This window comes from Pseudomonas putida (genome assembly GCF_050989985.1).
GTDB classification, from domain to species: Bacteria; Pseudomonadota; Gammaproteobacteria; order Pseudomonadales; family Pseudomonadaceae; genus Aquipseudomonas; species Aquipseudomonas putida_AI.
Genome location: NZ_CP158815.1, coordinates 970,347 through 987,670 on the forward strand (window position 1 = coordinate 970,347; position 17,324 = coordinate 987,670).

Annotated in this window: 12 protein-coding genes, 1 pseudogene and 1 riboswitch; of the genes and pseudogenes, 6 read left to right on the forward strand and 7 right to left on the reverse strand. The window is 60.2% G+C overall.

Annotated elements, in window-relative coordinates; genetic code table 11:
- Window positions 1–43: 43 nt before the first annotated feature.
- Complete coding sequence (locus ABTV29_RS04665; RefSeq protein WP_433771736.1) at window positions 44–886, reverse strand: methyl-accepting chemotaxis protein; 843 nt, start codon at window positions 884–886, stop codon at window positions 44–46.
- A 60-nt stretch (window positions 887–946) separates the two neighbouring features.
- A pseudogene (locus tag ABTV29_RS04670) lies at window positions 947–2,185 on the reverse strand (PDC sensor domain-containing protein); the annotation flags it as partial.
- 285 nt (window positions 2,186–2,470) lie between these two features.
- Here ABTV29_RS04670 and ABTV29_RS04675 point away from each other — a divergent pair.
- A complete protein-coding gene (locus ABTV29_RS04675; protein WP_433769039.1) occupies window positions 2,471–3,286 on the forward strand; it encodes a M48 family metallopeptidase in 816 nt (271 codons plus the stop codon).
- Between the two features lie 148 nt (window positions 3,287–3,434).
- Here ABTV29_RS04675 and ABTV29_RS04680 read toward each other — a convergent pair whose 3' ends face one another.
- The 3 genes from ABTV29_RS04680 to ABTV29_RS04690 all read right to left on the reverse strand — a co-directional run bounded on the left by ABTV29_RS04680 (window position 3,435) and on the right by ABTV29_RS04690 (window position 6,270).
- Window positions 3,435–4,019 carry a TMEM165/GDT1 family protein gene (locus ABTV29_RS04680; protein WP_433769040.1) on the reverse strand — a complete coding sequence of 195 codons (585 nt, stop codon included), beginning with the start codon at window positions 4,017–4,019 and terminating at the stop codon, window positions 3,435–3,437.
- 89 nt (window positions 4,020–4,108) lie between these two features.
- Window positions 4,109–4,233, reverse strand: a riboswitch (yybP-ykoY riboswitch).
- 39 nt (window positions 4,234–4,272) lie between these two features.
- Window positions 4,273–5,271 carry a methyltransferase gene (locus ABTV29_RS04685; protein WP_433769041.1) on the reverse strand — a complete coding sequence of 333 codons (999 nt, stop codon included), beginning with the start codon at window positions 5,269–5,271 and terminating at the stop codon, window positions 4,273–4,275.
- 33 nt (window positions 5,272–5,304) lie between these two features.
- Complete coding sequence (locus ABTV29_RS04690; RefSeq protein WP_433769042.1) at window positions 5,305–6,270, reverse strand: 2-hydroxyacid dehydrogenase; 966 nt, start codon at window positions 6,268–6,270, stop codon at window positions 5,305–5,307.
- Between the two features lie 91 nt (window positions 6,271–6,361).
- Between ABTV29_RS04690 and ABTV29_RS04695 the strand changes: the two genes are divergently transcribed.
- Window positions 6,362–6,991 carry a LysE family translocator gene (locus ABTV29_RS04695; RefSeq protein ID WP_090464985.1) on the forward strand — a complete coding sequence of 210 codons (630 nt, stop codon included), beginning with the start codon at window positions 6,362–6,364 and terminating at the stop codon, window positions 6,989–6,991.
- 49 nt (window positions 6,992–7,040) lie between these two features.
- Here the strand turns inward: ABTV29_RS04695 and ABTV29_RS04700 are convergent, their stop codons facing one another.
- Both ABTV29_RS04700 and ABTV29_RS04705 read right to left on the reverse strand, forming a co-directional pair.
- Window positions 7,041–7,679 (reverse strand): CatB-related O-acetyltransferase, encoded by a 639-nt coding sequence (locus ABTV29_RS04700; RefSeq protein WP_433769043.1) that lies wholly within the window; start codon window positions 7,677–7,679, stop codon window positions 7,041–7,043.
- A 45-nt stretch (window positions 7,680–7,724) separates the two neighbouring features.
- Window positions 7,725–8,618 carry a glycosyltransferase family 2 protein gene (locus ABTV29_RS04705; RefSeq protein ID WP_433769044.1) on the reverse strand — a complete coding sequence of 298 codons (894 nt, stop codon included), beginning with the start codon at window positions 8,616–8,618 and terminating at the stop codon, window positions 7,725–7,727.
- Window positions 8,619–8,895: 277 nt separating this feature from the next.
- Here ABTV29_RS04705 and ABTV29_RS04710 point away from each other — a divergent pair, with 277 nt between their 5' ends.
- From ABTV29_RS04710 to ABTV29_RS04725, 4 genes are all read left to right on the forward strand, one after another.
- A complete protein-coding gene (locus ABTV29_RS04710; protein WP_433769045.1) occupies window positions 8,896–10,578 on the forward strand; it encodes a fatty acid--CoA ligase in 1,683 nt (560 codons plus the stop codon).
- Between the two features lie 337 nt (window positions 10,579–10,915).
- A complete protein-coding gene (locus tag ABTV29_RS04715; protein ID WP_433769046.1) occupies window positions 10,916–12,802 on the forward strand; it encodes a DUF1302 domain-containing protein in 1,887 nt (628 codons plus the stop codon).
- Window positions 12,803–12,830: 28 nt separating this feature from the next.
- Complete coding sequence (locus tag ABTV29_RS04720) at window positions 12,831–14,195, forward strand: DUF1329 domain-containing protein (protein ID WP_433769047.1); 1,365 nt, start codon at window positions 12,831–12,833, stop codon at window positions 14,193–14,195.
- A gap of 333 nt (window positions 14,196–14,528) precedes the next feature.
- Entirely contained in the window at window positions 14,529–17,267 is a 2,739-nt protein-coding gene (locus tag ABTV29_RS04725) for a LuxR C-terminal-related transcriptional regulator (RefSeq protein ID WP_433769048.1), read from the forward strand.
- Window positions 17,268–17,324: the final 57 nt, after the last annotated feature.

Below are 17,324 nucleotides of genomic sequence, written 5' to 3' on the forward strand. Positions count from 1 at the left end.
GATCCAGTGTGGGAGCGAGCCTGCTCGCGATGGGGCCTTTGGATCAGACCTTGAACTGATTGATCAACCGCCGTTGCTGCTCGGCCAGTTTGGTCAAATCCGCACTGGCCGCGCTCGATTCATCCGCGCCGCCCGCCACTTCATTGGCCACCTGGCCGATGTTGATCACGTTGCGGTTGATGTCATCCGCCACCGCGCTTTGCTCCTCGGCGGCACTGGCGATCTGGGTGTTCATGTCATTGATCACCGACACGGCCTGGGTGATGGTTTCCAGCGCTTCAGCCGCTTTTGCCGCATGCTGTACGCTTTCGTCCGTACGGTGCTGGCTGTCCTCCATTACCCGCACCACATCTCGCGTGCCTTGCTGCAGCTGCTGGATCATGGTCTGGATTTCTTCGGTAGCCCCCTGGGTCTTCTGCGCCAGGTTGCGCACTTCGTCGGCTACCACCGCAAAACCACGGCCCTGCTCACCGGCCCGTGCCGCTTCGATGGCGGCGTTCAGCGCCAGCAGATTGGTCTGTTCGGCAATCCCGCGGATGGCGGTGAGGATCGCATTGATGTTTTCGCTGTCCTTGGCCAGGGTCTGCACAACGCCTACGGCACGACCGATTTCCACCGCGAGCGCGCCGATGGAGTTGGAGGTCTCATGGACAATCTGTTTGCCCTGGCTGGCCGCCTGGTCGGCATGGCTGGCGGCTTGCGCGGCCTGGGTTGCGTTACGCGCCACGTCCTGGGCGGTGGCGGTCATTTCCTGCACGGCGGTGGCCACCTGGTCGATCTCGGCCATTTGCTTGTGCACGCCGGTGTTGGTGCGGATGGCGATGTCGGCGGTGTGTTCGGATGAATCGCTGACACTCTGCACCGACGTCACCACCTGGGTGATCATCGCCTGCAGCTTGGCCAGGAAGGTGTTGAAGCCCTTGGCGATCGAGCCCAGTTCGTCGGCGCGATCGCTGCTCAGGCGGCGGGTCAGGTCGCCTTCGCCTTGGGCGATGTCATCGAGCATGGCGACCATCTGCTTCAGCGGGCGGGCAATGCCGTGGCCGACCAGCCAGATCACCAGCAGGCCGAGACCGGCAATCAACAGGCCGACCATGGCCATGCCGAAGGTGTCGGATTTGCGCTGGGTGTCCAGATCAGCCTGCAGCTTTTGCAAATCGGCCATCACTGCGTTCAGCGGCAATTGCAGCATCATGGTCCAGCGGGCGTCGGTCTGGCCGATGCCAAATGGCAGGTACAACTCGATCCGGCCCTGAGCCTTGTCGACGGTGTAGGTGACTTCGCCGCGCTTGAGATTGGCCATGTTGGCAATCTGCTGGCTGTCGAGGATGTCGCTGACTTTTTCGCCGAATTTGCTCGGATCCTTGGTGTAGGCAACGATCCGGCCGTTGCCGCCGATCAGGGTCATTTCCCCGGCGCCGCCGTAGAGTTTCTGGTTGGCGCCCAGGAGCATTTCCTGGATGAAGTTCACCGACAGGTCGGCGCCGACAATGCCCTGGAAGGCGCCGTTGAGCATGATCGGTTCAATGAAGGAAGCGAGCATGACGATTTTGTCGCCGACCTTGTAGGGCGCCGGATCGATCACACAGGATTTTTTCGTTTCCTTCGAGCACAGGTAGTACTCGCTGGCGCGCACGCCGGTAGACAGGGTTTTCTGGTCATCCACATCCACCAGTTTGTCCTGTCCCAGACTGCCGTCCGCGTTGCGGAACCACCAGGGCAGGAAGCGTCCGTCCTTGTCGTCGATACCGACCACCTGGGTGCCGACATAGGCGGCATCGTTGTGGTCCAGCGCGTCTTTTTCCCAGCCGATGTAAGTGCCGAGGATTTTCGGGTTTTTGGCGACGTTTTCCTTGATCAGGCCGATCAATTGCTCGCGGCTCAGCGTCAGCGCAGGCTGGCCGTCTGCGCCCTTCGTGCCGATCAAGGTGTTGACACGCACCAGGCCGCCGGCGATCAGCAGCGGCGCTTCGAGTTCGCGCTGGATCTGGCTGACCTGAGTCTGTGCCAGGGAGGTCAGGCGCTGTTCGATGACCTGCTCGAATTGAGCCTGGGTCCGCTGCTGGACCATGTCTTGCGTCCGGGCGCCGGAAAACAGCGCATAGACCACCAGTGCTACCACCACACTGAGAACAATGGCGCCCGCGAGGGCTGCCACGGAAAACTGGATTGACTTGAATTTCATGGGCACTCCGCACGCAAAGGGTCGTCTGCGGAGCAATATCGGCAGGGGGCTCGGCGGGCATGAGCGGGCCTGGTGCAAATCACTGCTTTTTGCGAGCTGGATGTCGCAAATGGATCGTCGTAGTTCGTAAACGACGTGGCTTTGCCGGGTTTGTGAATTTTTTGCTGCGCTGACGAGAGCTTTGTCCGAAATGTGCGTCTTAGCTTTGATCTAAGTTGGGTTGTATCTGGCGCCGATACATTTACACGCCTAGGATACGGTCAGGTTTTTTCAGGGAGTTTATTGATGAACAAGACATTGGTGTTGTGTGGCCTGAGCGCAAGTCTGCTGCTCGCCGGATGCCAGTCGGTCAATACCACCAGCGCGGGCGCCGTGGGCGTCGAGCGCAAGCAGTACATGTTCAGCATGCTGTCTGAGCAAGAGGTCAACCAGATGTACGCCCAGTCCTATCAAAAGACCGTGGGCGAGGCGACCAACCAGGGCGTGCTGGACAAGACCAGCAGCGATGCCAAGCGCGTTCAGGCGATTGCTGACCGGCTGATTGCCCAGGCGCCGAATTTCCGTCCGGATGCGGCCCAGTGGAAATGGGAAGTCAATCTGATCAAGAGCGACGAGCTCAATGCCAACTGCGGGCCTGGCGGCAAGATCATTTTCTACACCGGGCTGATCGACAAGCTGCAACTGACCGACGATGAAATCGCCGCGGTCATGGGCCATGAAATCGCCCACGCCCTGCGCGAGCACGGTCGTGAAGCGATGTCCAAGGCTTACGGTATCGAAATGGCCAAGCAGGGCGCCGGCGCGTTGTTGGGTCTGGGCCAGGACAGCCTGGCACTGGCGGACGCGGTCGCCAATTACGGCATGACCTTGCCTAACAGTCGTGAAAACGAAAATGAAGCGGATTTGATTGGCCTTGAGCTGGCTGCACGCGCCGGCTACAACCCGAACGCCGCGATCAGCCTGTGGGGCAAGATGAGCAAGGCCAGTGAAGGCGCGCCGCCGGAGTTCATGAGCACTCACCCATCTTCCAGTAGCCGGACTGCTTCGTTGCAGGCGGCGATTCCGAAGGTGATGCCGTTGTACGAGCAGGCTAAAAAGTAGTCATGTAGCGCGGCTGCTGACGCCATCGCGAGCAGGCTCGCTCCCACAGTGGATCTTCATTGTTCGCGGATTTTGTGTTCGCTGAAGATCAAATGTGGGAGCGAGCCTGCTCGCGATTAACGATGACGCGGTCTAAAGGCCTGTCGCGTCAAACCCACCCACTGGCCTGCATCGCCTTGTACACCGCGACAATCGCCAGGATGAAAAACGCCGAGGCGGCCAGTCGACGAATCAGCGTCAATGGCAATTTATCCGCCGCAAAATTCCCCGCCAGTACCACCGGCACGTTGGCAATCAGCATGCCTGCGGTGGTGCCGATGATCACCAGCCACAACTCCGGATACTGCGCCGCGAGCATCACGGTCGCGATCTGGGTCTTGTCACCGATTTCGGCCAGGAAAAACGCAATCAGCGTGGTCAGGAACGGCCCGAACTTGCGGGCGGTGCTGGCTTCGTCGTCATCCATCTTGTCCGGCACCAGGGTCCACAGTGCGGTCGCCGCAAAGCTCGCCGCGAGGATCCAGTGCAATAACGTGTCGGAGAAGAAACTGCCGACCCAGGCGCCCACCGCGCCGGCTGCCGCGTGGTTGGCCAGGGTCGCGGCAACGATGCCGGCGATGATCGGCCAGGGTTTGCGGAAGCGGGCAGCGAGAATGAGCGCGAGCAGTTGCGTCTTGTCGCCGATTTCGGCCAAGGCAACGATTGCGGTGGGAACGAGTAATGAATCCAGCATCAGGGGTTTTCCTAAGGGGCGGGTCGACACGGCTATGACACGTACAGCCTTCCCGCCCCGGGTAAGGTGTTCGTGTCATAGGTCTTGTCAAACCCTGCGATCCGTCTGATGCGGTCGCTTGGGTCGCATGCGCCATGGTCTGAGGACCAAGTATGTTGACGCACGCCGGACGAGCATGGCGCTCGTGGGAGACTACTCCCCTAGGACGGAGCGGATTCTGCCTAGGCAAAACCCATCGTGCAAGCACAAATTTCTACCCGCGCTTGGCCCGGTAGATTCGGAAGCCTTGTCCTTCGGCCTTGATTGCGCACGGGCCCAGATGCTCTTCGATCAACGGTTGATACTTCAGGAAGCTGTTGGCAACCAAGCGAAGTTCGCCGCCGTTTTTCAGATGTTTTGCCGCTTTTCGCAGCAAGTTTTCTGTGGCGTAGTAATCGGTGTGTACCCCGACATGGAACGGCGGATTGCTCAAGATTGCGTTCAATCCCATAGGCGCGGCATCAATGCCATCACCGGTAATCACATCGGCTTCCAGACCGTTGGCAGCCAGGGTCAAACGGCTGCTGGCGGCGGCGAACGCGTCGACGTCCAGCATCGTGACCTGATTGTGTGGGTAGCGACGTTTTACCGTAGCCCCCAACACGCCGGCGCCACAGCCAAAGTCCAGCAGATGGCCACTCGGCAGTTTGTCCAGGTGCTCCAGCAGCAGTGCGCTGCCGCGATCCAGTCGGCCATGGCTGAACACGCCCGGAAGGCTGATGACTTTGAGCGGGCCTTCGGCCAGTGGCAGTTCGTACTCCTGGGCCAGGCTTTCCAGCGATTTGGCTTGCGGGGCGTTGGCTACGGTGACCTGCCAGAGCTGGCAATGCCGTGCGCTGTCGAGCTTGCGCGGCTTGCCGAACGGGTTCAGTTGCTTGGCCGCGCCTTCGATGCCGCTTTTTTTCTCGCCGACCAGAAACACCTCGCGACCTTCCAGGCGGGAAGCCACGGCGTTGAGGATGTAATCGGTCAAATCCTTGGACTTGGGCAGAAACACCACGGCCGATTCGAATTCGAATTCAGGCGCGTTCACGCCAAAATCGCTGCGTCCAGCGAAGCGTGCATCCAGCGCGGCCTGATCGCCGGCGTGCCAGCACCAGCCGCGAGCGGCGGGCAGGCGACCCAGCAGATCGTCGGCGGGCAGGCCGGCCAACAGCACGGCACCCTGAAATAATTCAGCCTGACGAAGCAGTACTTCACTGCGCGGATCCATAACTGCTCCTTTGAAAAAAAGTGCCGCAGTCTATCAACTGACGACTCGCAATGCCTTACCGCTGAAGTAACCCAGAGCGTTTTCGGTGACCTGGCCCACGATCCGCTGGCGCGCTTCGCGGCTGCCCCAGGCGTTATGCGGGGTGACGATCAGGCGCGGGATGTCCTGGGCCAGCAATGGATTGCCGTTGACCGGTGGCTCCACGCTCAGCACGTCGGTGGCGGCGCCGCCCAGATGCCCGTTGCGCAAGGCATCGGCCAGCGCTTGCTCGTCGATCAGGCCGCCACGGGCGGTGTTGACCACGAAGGCGCCGGGCTTCATCGAGGCCAGTTCACGGGCGCCGATGAAATGTCGGGTGTGTTCGTTGAGGGGGCAGTGCAGGGTCAGCGCGTCGATTTGCGGCAGCAATTCATTCAGTGGCAAACGGTCGGGCCGGGCAGGGCGCCCCGGAATCTGGCCCAGCAGTACGCGCATGCCGAAGGCTTCTGCCAGTCGCGCCACGGCGCCGCCCAGTTCTCCGTGACCCAGCAGGCCAAGGGTTTTGCCTTCCAGTTCGACAATCGGGTAGTCCAGCAGGCAGAACTGTTTGGCCTGCTGCCAGCGACCTTCACCGACGGCTTTCTGATAGTCGGCCAGGCGCGTCGCGAGGTTGAGCAACAGCATGATGGTGTGCTGTGCCACGGACGGCGTGCCGTAGCCCTGGCAGTTGCACACGGTAATCCCGTGGGCGCGGGCGGCGGCGAGGTCGACGTTGTTGGTGCCGGTGGCGGTGATCAGGATCAGCTTCAAATCAGGACTGGCAGCGATGGCGCCAGCGTCAATCATGATTTTGTTGGTGATGGCGACGGTGGCGCCCTTGAGGTGATCGATCACCTGATCGGGCAACGTCTGGGCGAACAACTGCAATTCGCTGAAACACCCGCGCAGTGGGCTGAGGTCGAGATCGCCAAGATCCAGTGACGGGTGATCGAGGAAAACGGCGCGGTGGTTGTTCGTCATCAACTGTACCTTTTGTGCAATGAACTGAAGGCGTAATCTGCCGAGCCTAACAGATGAAACATACAGTTACGCTTAGCTTGAAGGAGCCCCCATGTACTGGACCGAGTTCTTGACCGTTGCGCTGATTCACCTGCTGGCGGTGGCCAGCCCGGGCCCGGATTTTGCCGTGGTGGTGCGCGAGAGCGTGACCCATGGTCGTCGAGCCGGCACCTGGACGGCGCTGGGCGTCGGTACGGCGATTTTCCTGCATGTGGGGTATTCGCTGCTGGGGATCGGGCTGATCGTGTCCCAATCGATTGTGCTGTTCAACGCACTCAAGTGGGCCGCCGCCGCTTACCTGCTGTACATCGGCTTCAAGGCGCTGCGTGCACAGCCGGCCAAACCGGTGGCGGACGACCTGCACAAAGAGGCGGGTGAGCGTACGGCCCGTGGCGCCTTCACATCCGGTTTCGTGACCAATGGTCTCAACCCGAAGGCCACGCTGTTCTTCCTGTCGTTGTTCACCGTGGTCATCAACCCGCACACCCCGCTGATGGTGCAGGCTGGTTACGGGATCTATCTCGCGGCAGCGACGGCGACCTGGTTTTGCCTGGTGGCGATGTTGTTCAGCCAGCAGCGTGTGCGCGCCGGTTTTGCTCGCATGGGGCACTGGTTCGACCGGACCATGGGCGCAGTATTGATCGCCATCGGTGTGAAGCTGGCGTTTACCGAGATGCATTGAGTCCTGTCGATATGGCCGCGACACGTCCCGTCGCGGCCAAAATGCACAATCAGTTGGCGTCAGCCCTCGCCGCCTGGCGTTTTCGGGCGTACTCCAGAAAGCCATCCATGTCGCTGCTGCTCAGAATCCGCGACGCGACCTTGACCTCTTCCATGGGCCAATCCCACCACGCCGATGCCAGCAACTCACGGCGCACATCTTCTTCAAACCGCCAGCGGATATGGCGGCAGGGATTGCCGCCGACTATCGCGTAAGGTTCGACGTCGCGGGTCACGACGGCGCCTGCCGCCACGACTGCACCATGGCCGATGGTCACGCCGGACAGGATCATGACGTCGGCGCAGATCCAGCAATCGCTGCCGATGACCACATCGCCCTTGGTAGGGCTGGCGCCGGGAATGTCCCGGGCTTCGTCAATCATCAAGGGGAAGGGGTAGGTGCTGATCCAGTCGGTGCGATGCCCGCCACCCAACAGAATTTTTACGCCTTCGGCAATCGACGTGTAAGAGCCGACTTTCAGGATCGTGTCGTCACCGAATTCCATGACTTCCGGAATGCCATAGGTGCCCACGCCGATTTCGTAGCGGGGGTAACGCAAGCGGATTTTTTCCGGTGCCCTTTGCAGTTTTTCCAGGCGCTTCAAATGCTTTCTGGTTTTTCGTTCTTTGAGTTTTTCTAGAAATTTCATTGGCAAGCCCGGGAAACGGGTAAAAAAGTACGGGTCAGCTGGTAACTAGCGATGCAGGACCAGGCGCTTGAAGCGCTTGAGCGTGGTTCGGTTCATGTGTCGCCAGGGGATGGAGCGCAGCAGTTTCCAGGCTTCTTTCTTGTCTTCGACCACCGCATATTTAAGGGCCTTGTTTACCAAATGGGCGCGGGCACTCTCGTAAGCAGGATGATCCAGGTACGGCTCGATGGCCTCAAGGTCCGCCTGGAGCAGCACCTTGTACTTTTTCGACAGGTTGTTGGCGTGTCGCCGATAACGGGTCACGCAGACCGGCAACTCATGAATTTCGTAACCCAGGCGGGCAATCCGCAAGGTCATCTGGAAGTCCTGGACCCGCAGGTGCGGTGCATAGAAACCGGCACTGCGCATCGCGCTCATGCGATAGAGCGCAGCAGGCGCACCGATCACGATGGCTTCGCTCAACACCTGATCGAAGTCATACACCTGGATCTTGTCGCGCTGTTGCTGCTTGATGGTCTTGCCATCGCTGTCCATGTAAATGATCAGCGCTCCCACGCATCCGACGTTCGGATGTCGATCCAGGTAATCGACACGTATGCGCAGTGACTCTGGCAGCATGATGTCGTCCAGATCGGGCGTCGAAACGTAGTCTCCCTTGGCATACCGCAAGCCATGATTGAGTGCCGCACTGACCCCCTGGTTGGGTTGCGAGTACAGCTGGAAGTCATAGGTTTTCTGCAGTTGCTTGAGCATTGCGACGCTGTTGTCGCTTGACCCGTCGTCCACAATGATCACTTCAAAGTTCTGATAGTCCTGGCCAAAGATGCTTTGGATGGCCTCCTCCAGATACTTTTCCGCGTTGTAACAAGGCGCCACGATGGAGACCAGGGGCGCTTGCGATTTGGCGTTATCAGCGGGAGATGTCGCGTTATCGTTCATTGTTGGTTGCAGTACCGATCGCTGTTGACGAGAAATGCCTTGAAACCAGGCAGCTTGCAGGTCGACGGGTCCATTGTTTCGCAGAGGATACACAGGCTCGCACGAAAGTCATTATGCCATCCATCACAACGTTGTATTCGAAAGGTAAGCGATGATGGCGCAAAGCTAGCATTTGTGCGGCTCTGCAAATCATTCCTTTGGCTGATTTGGCCGGCGAAAAGGCGCACTACAGTGCTTGCTTTCAGCCACGACCGTGCAGTCAGAAAAAGGGGTTCTTATGTTGCAGACACGCGTTATCCCCCCAGCCGAAGGCGCTTACCAGTATCCGCTGCTGATCAAACGGTTGCTGATGTCCGGAACACGTTATGAGAAAACCCGCGAAATCGTTTACCGCGACCAATTGCGCTACAGCTATCCGACCCTGATCGAGCGTGTCGCGCGTCTGGCCAATGTGCTGACGGCGGCCGGGGTCAAACCCGGGGATACAGTCGCGGTCATGGATTGGGACAGCCATCGCTATCTGGAATGCATGTTCGCCATTCCGATGATCGGCGCGGTGATCCACACCATCAATGTGCGTCTGTCGCCGGAGCAGATCCTCTACACCATGAATCATGCCGAGGACCGCTACGTGCTGGTCAACAGCGAATTCGTGGGTCTGTACAACGCGATCGCCGGGCACCTGACCACTGTCGAGAAAACCCTGCTGCTGACCGACCTGCCGGAAAAGACGGCGGACTTGCCGAATCTGGTCGGCGAGTACGAGCAGTTGCTGGCGGCCGCAAGCCCGCAGTATGACTTCCAGGACTTCGACGAAAACTCGGTCGCGACCACCTTCTACACCACCGGCACCACCGGCAATCCCAAGGGTGTGTACTTCACCCATCGGCAACTGGTCCTGCACACCATGGGCGTGTCGACCATCATGGGCGCCATCGACAGCGTGCGCCTGCTGGGCACCAATGACGTGTACATGCCAATCACCCCGATGTTCCACGTGCATGCCTGGGGCCTGCCGTATGTGGCGACCATGCTCGGGCTCAAGCAGGTGTATCCGGGCCGCTACGATCCGGAGTTCCTGGTGGAGTTGTGGCGCAAGGAAAAGGTCTCTTTTTCCCACTGCGTGCCGACCATCCTGCAAATGGTCCTCAACGCCAAGGCTGCGCAGGACGTCGATTTCGGTGGCTGGAAAATCGTCATTGGTGGCAGTGCGCTCAATCGCGCGCTGTACGAAGCGGCCAAGGCCAAGGGCATTCAACTGACTGCGGCCTATGGCATGTCGGAAACCGGGCCGTTGGTCTCGTGCGCGCACCTCAATGACGAATTGATGGCCGGCACCGAAGACGAGCGCACCACTTACCGGATCAAGGCCGGTGTGCCGGGGCCATTGGTGGAGGCCGCAATCGTCGACACCGAGGGCAATTTCCTTCCCGCCGATGGTGAGACCCAGGGCGAACTGGTGCTGCGTGCGCCGTGGCTCACCGAGGGTTATTTCAACGAACCGCAGAAAGGCGCGGAGCTCTGGGCTGGCGGCTGGTTGCACACCGGTGACGTCGCTACCCTGGACAGCATGGGCGTGATCGATATTCGCGACCGGATCAAGGACGTGATCAAGACGGGGGGCGAGTGGATCTCCTCTCTGGACCTCGAAGACCTGATCAGTCGCCACGTGGCGGTACGTGAAGTAGCAGTGGTGGGGATTGCCGATCCACAGTGGGGCGAGCGCCCGTTTGCCTTGCTGGTGGTGCGTGAAGGCCATGTAGTTGGGGCCAGGGAACTCAAGGAACACCTCAAGCCCTTCGTGGAGTTGGGGCACCTGAGCAAGTGGGCGATCCCGAGTCAGATCGCCCTTGTTACTGAAATTCCCAAGACCAGTGTTGGCAAGCTCGACAAGAAGAAAATCCGCCTCGACATCAGCGAATGGCAGGCCACCAACAGCACCTTCCTTTCGACGCTTTAAACCTCCTGCGGCGTGCCCGAAAGGGCGCGCCAGCCCCACCAAGCAAGCGCTTGGCTTGTCAAATCAGAATTTTCAGCCATCCTTGCCGTGCCGACGGTCGTCGGCCTGGCAAAGGACTGTTCCAGAGTGCCTGGCAGGTGCAAATCACACTTTAGAGGGATCAAGCACTACTACCTGCTGGCTATAGTCCGCTCAAGGATTTTTAAGAACGGAGCAAACGCACAAACCGGGGCGATGCAACTTTGGAATGACTTTGGGATGCCTTGGCTCCCTGTCCTCCAAGCGTTTTTAAAAGTGCTCACTGCCATAACAATAAAATGCACATGGAGTAGCGTCGATGACATCAGTAAACCAGTTCTGGCGCCGGGCTAAACTGCCCCTGGCCGTCAGCCTTGCCTCTACGCTCGCCGGACCCGCATTCGGCGTCAGTTTCAACATCGGAGAAATTGAAGGTCAATTCGACTCATCCCTGTCGATCGGTGCCAGTTGGTCTACTGAAAGCGCCAACAAGAACCTCATCGGTGTCAACAACGGCGGCCGCGGCCTGTCCCAGACTTCCGATGACGGTCACCTGAACTTCAAGAGCGGTGAAACCTTCTCGAAAATCTTCAAGGGCATCCATGACCTTGAGTTGAAGTATGGCGACACCGGCGTCTTTGTCCGTGGCAAATACTGGTACGACTTCGAACTGAAAGACGAAAGCCGCCCGTTCAAGGACATCAGCGACAGCAACCGCAAGGAAGGCGCCAAGTCCGCCGGCGGTCAGATCCTCGATGCCTTCGTCTATCACAACTATGCCATCGCCGAGCAGCCGGGTTCCGTGCGTCTGGGCAAGCAGGTGGTGAGCTGGGGTGAAAGTACCTTCATCGGCGGCGGCATCAACTCGATCAACCCGATCGACGTGTCCGCGTTCCGTCGTCCGGGCGCCGAGATCAAGGAAGGCCTGATTCCGGTCAACATGTTCTATGTGTCCCAGAGCCTGACCGACAATCTGTCGGCCGACGCCTTCTACCAGCTCGAATGGGACCAGACCGTCGTCGACAACTGCGGCACCTTCTTCTCCCAGCCCGACATCGTCGCCGACGGTTGCGATGGCAACCTGCGCGTGCTGAACAAGCGCTCGACCATTCCGGCAGCCGCCCTGCCGACACTGACCCGACTGGGCGTCGACGTCGACAACGAAGGTGTGCTGGTGCGCCGTGCTCCGGACCGCGACGCGCGGGACAGTGGTCAGTGGGGCGCGTCCCTCAAGTACATGTTTGACCCGCTGGACACCGAGTTCGGTGCCTACTTCATGAACTACCACAGCCGTGCGCCGGTCTTCAGCGCCACGGGTGCGCCGGCATCGACCTTTGCCGGTGTTGCGGCCTTGCCGGCGCAACTACGCGCACTGGCACCATTGATTGTCGCGGGTAACTCCAGCTACTTCATCGAGTACCCGGAAGACATCCGCCTCTACGGCTTGAGCTTCTCCACCACCCTGCCTACCGGTACGGCGTGGAGCGGTGAGATCAGCTACCGTCCGAACGCGCCGGTACAACTCAACACCACCGACATCCTGTTCGCCGGTGTACGCCCTCTGGGCGGTGCGCTGGCCAACGCTTCGTTGCTCTCCGCGCCACCTGGTTCGGACCTGCACGGTTACCGTCGCAAGGAAGTCACCCAGTTCCAGACCACCCTGACGCACTTCTTCGATCAGGTCATGGGCGCCAGCCGTCTGACCCTGGTGGGCGAAGTGGGCGTGACCCATGTGGGCGGCCTGGAAAGCACCTCCGACGTCCGTTACGGCCGTGACCCGGTCTACGGTCCTGGCGAACTGCCGGCTACCGGTGGCCAGAATACTTGTATCGCGCTCAACCAGAGCACGATCAACGGTGCCGGCCCGGGTACACCGACCAACAACCTCAGCCGTAACTGCAACGACGACGGCTTCACCACTGCGACTTCCTGGGGCTATCGCGGTCGTGCCATCTGGGAATACAACGACGTATTCGCCGGTGTGAACCTCAAGCCGAACGTGGCCTGGTCCCACGACGTGGAAGGTTACTCCCCTGGCCCTGGCGGCAACTTCGAGGAAGGTCGCAAAGCGGTCAGCCTGGGTGTCGACGCCGAGTACCAGAACACCTACACCGCAAGCCTGGCGTACACCAACTTCTTCGACGGCAAGTACACCACCGTGGATGACCGCGACTTCGTTGCGCTCAGCTTCGGCGTGAACTTCTAAGCACTGTATTTTCAGGACGAGTACACACATGAAAATTACAAAAAGTCTGTTCCACGCCGGTGTCCTGGGACTTTCGCTGCTGGCGACCAGCGTAATGGCAGCGGTCCCAGCGGCCGAAGCGGACAAACTGGGCAAGAGCCTGACCCCGATGGGCGCCGAAATGGCGGGTAACGCCGACGGTTCGATCCCGGCCTGGAAACCGTTGCCGAAGAACGCCGGCGCCGTCGACAGCAAGGGCTTCCTGGCCGATCCGTTCGCAAGTGAAAAGCCGTTGTTCACCATCACGGCGCAGAACGTCGACCAGTACAAGGACAAGCTCGCGCCGGGCCAGTACGCAATGTTCAAGCGCTACCCGGACACCTACAAGATGCCGGTGTACCCGTCCCATCGCGGCGCTACCGTGCCGGATGAGGTGTTCGCCGCCATCAAGAAAAACGCCACAAACACCGAGCTGGTGTCCGGTGGCAACGGGCTGAAAAATTTCGAGACCGCCGTACCGTTTCCGATCCCGAAAAGCGGTGTCGAGGTGATCTGGAACCACATCACCCGCTATCGCGGTGGCAGCGTGACCCGCCTGGTCACCCAGGCCACGCCACAGCCGAACGGTTCGTTCAGCCTGGTGTACTTCGAAGATCAGTTCGTGTTCCGCGACAGGATGAAGGATTACGATCCGAAGAACCCGGGCAACATCCTGTTCTACTTCAAGCAGAAAGTGACCGCGCCGGCACGTCTGGCCGGTGGTGTGCTGCTGGTGCACGAAACCCTCGACCAGGTCGCGGAGCCGCGTTCGGCGTGGGTCTACAACGCCGGCCAGCGTCGGGTGCGTCGCGCGCCGCAAGTGTCCTACGACGGCCCGGGTACCGCCGCCGACGGTCTGCGTACTTCCGACAACCTCGACATGTACAACGGTGCGCCGGATCGTTACGACTGGAAGCTGGAAGGCAAGAAAGAGATGTACATCGCCTCCGATGCCTACAAGCTCGACGATCCCAAGCTCAAGTACGCCGACATCATCAAGGCAGGCCACATCAACCAGGACCTGGCTCGCTACGAACTGCGACGTGTGTGGCATGTGGTGGCAACCCTGAAGGAAGGTCAACGTCACATCTACGCCAAGCGTGACTTCTACATCGATGAAGACACCTGGCAAGCGGCGGTGATCGACCACTACGACGGTCGCAACCAGCTGTGGCGTGTGGCGGAAGCTCACGCCCAGCCCTACTACAACGTCCAGGTGCCGTGGTACACCCTGGAAGCCCTGTACGACCTGCAATCGGGTCGCTATCTGGCACTGGGCATGAAGAACGAAGAGAAGTCTGCCTATAACTTCGGCTTCACTGCGACCACCGCAGACTTCACTCCGAACGCCCTGCGTCAGGACGGCATTCGTTAAGCGTCTGTAAAGCGAGGTTGCATCCTCTGAAACGCCCCGACTGGTTCGGGGCGTTTTTTTTGGTCACCGTTTCTGTAGGAGCGAGCTTGCTCGCGATGAGCCCGAGAACACCATGGGGTGTCAGGCATCCTGCGTCATCGTTGGCGATCATCGTCGGAACGCCGCCCGGAGCAAGCTCGCTCCCACAGTAGAAGGCATTGCGGCACGCGGTGTTTGAAATGTCCTGTAGTCTTTTTGTAGCCATTTGTAGCAATTATCTTCATTCCCTCATCGTTTACCGCTAGTCTGCGGACATCTGCAACGCCGCCACCCGCAATTCAACAAGAGCCGGCCATGACTGATCTGTCCCCACCACCAGGTCCTGCAAGCGTTGCTGTCGCTGCGTTGGACGGGCGCTTTTATCGACCGCCATTGCCCGACGGCCATGTGCTGCGTCCGCGGCTTTGCGAGCGTCTGAGCGCGGGTCTGGATGGCCGGTTGCTGCTGGTGAGCGCACCGGCGGGGTTCGGCAAGAGTTCATTGGCGGTGGAGTTCTGTCAGTCGTTGCCGGGTCATTGGCAAAGCCTGTGGCTGGGTTTGAGTCCACGTGACAGTGATCCGGGACGCTTCCTTGAGCGACTGCTCGAAGGCCTTCAGGACTATTACCCGCAACTGGGCAGGCAGTCCCTGGGGCTGTTGAAAATGCGCCAGCGGCATCAACCTTTCGCCTTCGAAGAATGGCTGGACGGATTACTCGACGAGCTGGCCGTGCACCTGTCGACGGCAACGCCACTGTTGCTGGTGCTCGATGACTATCATCTGGCCCAGGGTCCGGTACTCGATCGTTGCCTGCAGTTTTTCCTCAATCACCTTCCCGATGGCTTACTGGTGATGGTCACCAGCCGTCAGCGTCCTGACTGGCATCTGGCGCGCCTGCGTCTTTCGCGGCAGCTGCTGGAGTTGCACGAGCAGGACCTGCGCCTGACCCACGACGAAGCCTTGAGCCTGCTCGATCGTCACAGCAGCTCGCTGCGTGGCGAGGCGCTGGAAACGCTGATCCAGCGCAGTGAAGGCTGGGTCGCCGGGCTGCGTTTCTGGCTTCTGGCGGCGTCAGAAGCGGGCACGCATGGCGCATTGCCCCAGACGCTTCACGGCGGGGAAGGGCTGATCCGCGACTACCTGCTTGAAGAAGTCATCGATTGCCTGCCCGCAGAAGTGCAGGCTTTCCTCTACGACACCGCACCTCAGGAACGCTTCTGCAGCGAACTGTGCGACGCCGTTCGCGATGCCCATGATAGCGCCGAGATCCTGCGTTTCCTGGCGGCCCATCAGGTGTTTCTGGTGCCGCTGGATGAACATGGTCACTGGTATCGCTATCACCATCTGTTTTCCGATCTGCTGCGTTCGCGGCCGGCCGTCCAGTCGATGGTGCCGGCTGCCAGCCTGCACTTGCGCGCCTGTCGCTGGTTCAATGCCCAGGGCTTGCTTGACGAGGCGGTGGAGCAGGCGTTGCGCGCCGGGCACCTGGACGTCGCGGCGAATCTGGTGCAAAACCTCTCGGAAGAACAACTGCTGGCCGAACAGAATGTCGGCATGTTGCTGCGCTGGAAAATGGACCTGCCTGACAGCCTGCTGATCAGCACGCCACGACTGATCGTGCTCTACAGCTGGGCCTTGGGATTGGCTTGTCAGCTGGACGCTGCCGAGGAATTGGCCGCCCATCTGAGCCGCTTCCTCCCGGCGCCATCCGCCACAGCGCAAAAATCGATGCTGGCGCAATGGCTGGCCCTGAGCGGCATCATCGCCCGTGGGCGCGGCAACCGTGAGCTCACGCTGCGCTATTGCACCGAAGCGCTGGAGAGCCTGCCCGCCAAGCGCTACGGCCAGCGCTTGATGTGCCTGTCCACGCTGTCCAACCTGGCCATTGCCGATGGTGACTTGTGGCGTGCACGCAAGTTGAACCGTGATTCACTGGAATTGGCGCAACGGGTCGGCAACCCGTTGTTCGAAGCGCTGACTCACTACGACCGCGCACGTGTGCTGCAGGCACGAGGGGAGATCCTTCGCGCCATGGATGAAGTCCGGCAGGGGCTGCGTCGCCTGCAAGGGCTGTCACCGCAACGCCTGTATGCCGTTCGCGCACGGTTGACGCTGTACGAGGGTTTCCTGCTGGCACTGCGTCAGCAACCGCACGCGGCGCGCCAGCGCTTGCAGGTCGGCTTGAACGAGGCGCGAGCCTGCCGCGATATCAGTGTCCTGATCGGCCATTGCGTGATTGCCCGGATCGAAGGCAGCAGCGGGGAGTTTGCCAAAGCCTTTGCCGAACTGGCCGAAGCCGAACGGCTGATGCATATCTGGGACGTGCCGCCGATTTACTATCTGGCGATGATCACCCTGGTCAAATGCGAGTTGTGGCTGGCCCAGGGACGCATCGATCTGGCGGAGGCCTGGCTGGCGCGACTGGGGCAGACCTACAACGGTGAACACCCCGCTGCACCGCCGGAATTCCATCCGCAATTGCCGTTGCACATCGAATTGCAGCAGGCCTTGCTGGAAGTCATTCAGGGCCAGCCGATGCTGGCCGAGGGGCGCTTGAATTCGCTGCTCGAGCACGGTCAACAAACCGGTCGGCAGATGCTGAGCGCGATGGCTCTGACGCAAAAAGTCTCGCTGTTGCTCGGCACCGGGCGTGAACCTGAGGCGCGCAAGGCGTTGGCTCAGGCACTGGACGCCGCAGCCGGAGGCATTCTGCAACCGTTCGACAGGTTGCTGGCAGAACATCCCGACTGGCTTCGCGGGCAACTGCTTGGCGGCGCAATGACGACCGTTGCCCAGGACCTCGTCGAAAAACTTCCGGCGCAAACTGTGCGTGCTGCCCTGGAAGTCGCTCCTGTTTCCGAGCAACTGAGCACCCGGGAATTGGCTGTCCTGCGCTTGATCGCCCAGGGCTGTTCGAATCAGGAAATCAGCGACCAGCTGTTTATTTCCCTGCACACGGTCAAGACCCACGCCAGCCATATCAACAGCAAACTCGGCGTCGAGCGGCGGACACAGGCGGTGGCGCGGGCGAAGGAACTGGGGGTTCTGGGTTAAGGAATCTTCACGTTACATCGCCCGGTAAATCCCTCGATACTCAAGTGTGCGAAAATC

What these genes read in the sequence shown, in the direction of transcription:
- ABTV29_RS04665 (WP_433771736.1), bottom strand. Translation starts at nt 886, where the DNA reads ATGATCACCCAGGTGGTGACGTCGGTGCAGAGTGTCAGCGATTCATCC.
- ABTV29_RS04675 (WP_433769039.1), top strand. Translation starts at nt 2,471, where the DNA reads ATGAACAAGACATTGGTGTTGTGTGGCCTGAGCGCAAGTCTGCTGCTC.
- ABTV29_RS04705 (WP_433769044.1), bottom strand. Translation starts at nt 8,618, where the DNA reads ATGAACGATAACGCGACATCTCCCGCTGATAACGCCAAATCGCAAGCG.
- ABTV29_RS04715 (WP_433769046.1), top strand. Translation starts at nt 10,916, where the DNA reads ATGACATCAGTAAACCAGTTCTGGCGCCGGGCTAAACTGCCCCTGGCC.
- ABTV29_RS04680 (WP_433769040.1), bottom strand. Translation starts at nt 4,019, where the DNA reads ATGCTGGATTCATTACTCGTTCCCACCGCAATCGTTGCCTTGGCCGAA.
- ABTV29_RS04710 (WP_433769045.1), top strand. Translation starts at nt 8,896, where the DNA reads ATGTTGCAGACACGCGTTATCCCCCCAGCCGAAGGCGCTTACCAGTAT.
- ABTV29_RS04700 (WP_433769043.1), bottom strand. Translation starts at nt 7,679, where the DNA reads ATGAAATTTCTAGAAAAACTCAAAGAACGAAAAACCAGAAAGCATTTG.
- ABTV29_RS04685 (WP_433769041.1), bottom strand. Translation starts at nt 5,271, where the DNA reads ATGGATCCGCGCAGTGAAGTACTGCTTCGTCAGGCTGAATTATTTCAG.
- ABTV29_RS04695 (WP_090464985.1), top strand. Translation starts at nt 6,362, where the DNA reads ATGTACTGGACCGAGTTCTTGACCGTTGCGCTGATTCACCTGCTGGCG.
- ABTV29_RS04720 (WP_433769047.1), top strand. Translation starts at nt 12,831, where the DNA reads ATGAAAATTACAAAAAGTCTGTTCCACGCCGGTGTCCTGGGACTTTCG.
- ABTV29_RS04690 (WP_433769042.1), bottom strand. Translation starts at nt 6,270, where the DNA reads ATGACGAACAACCACCGCGCCGTTTTCCTCGATCACCCGTCACTGGAT.
- ABTV29_RS04725 (WP_433769048.1), top strand. Translation starts at nt 14,529, where the DNA reads ATGACTGATCTGTCCCCACCACCAGGTCCTGCAAGCGTTGCTGTCGCT.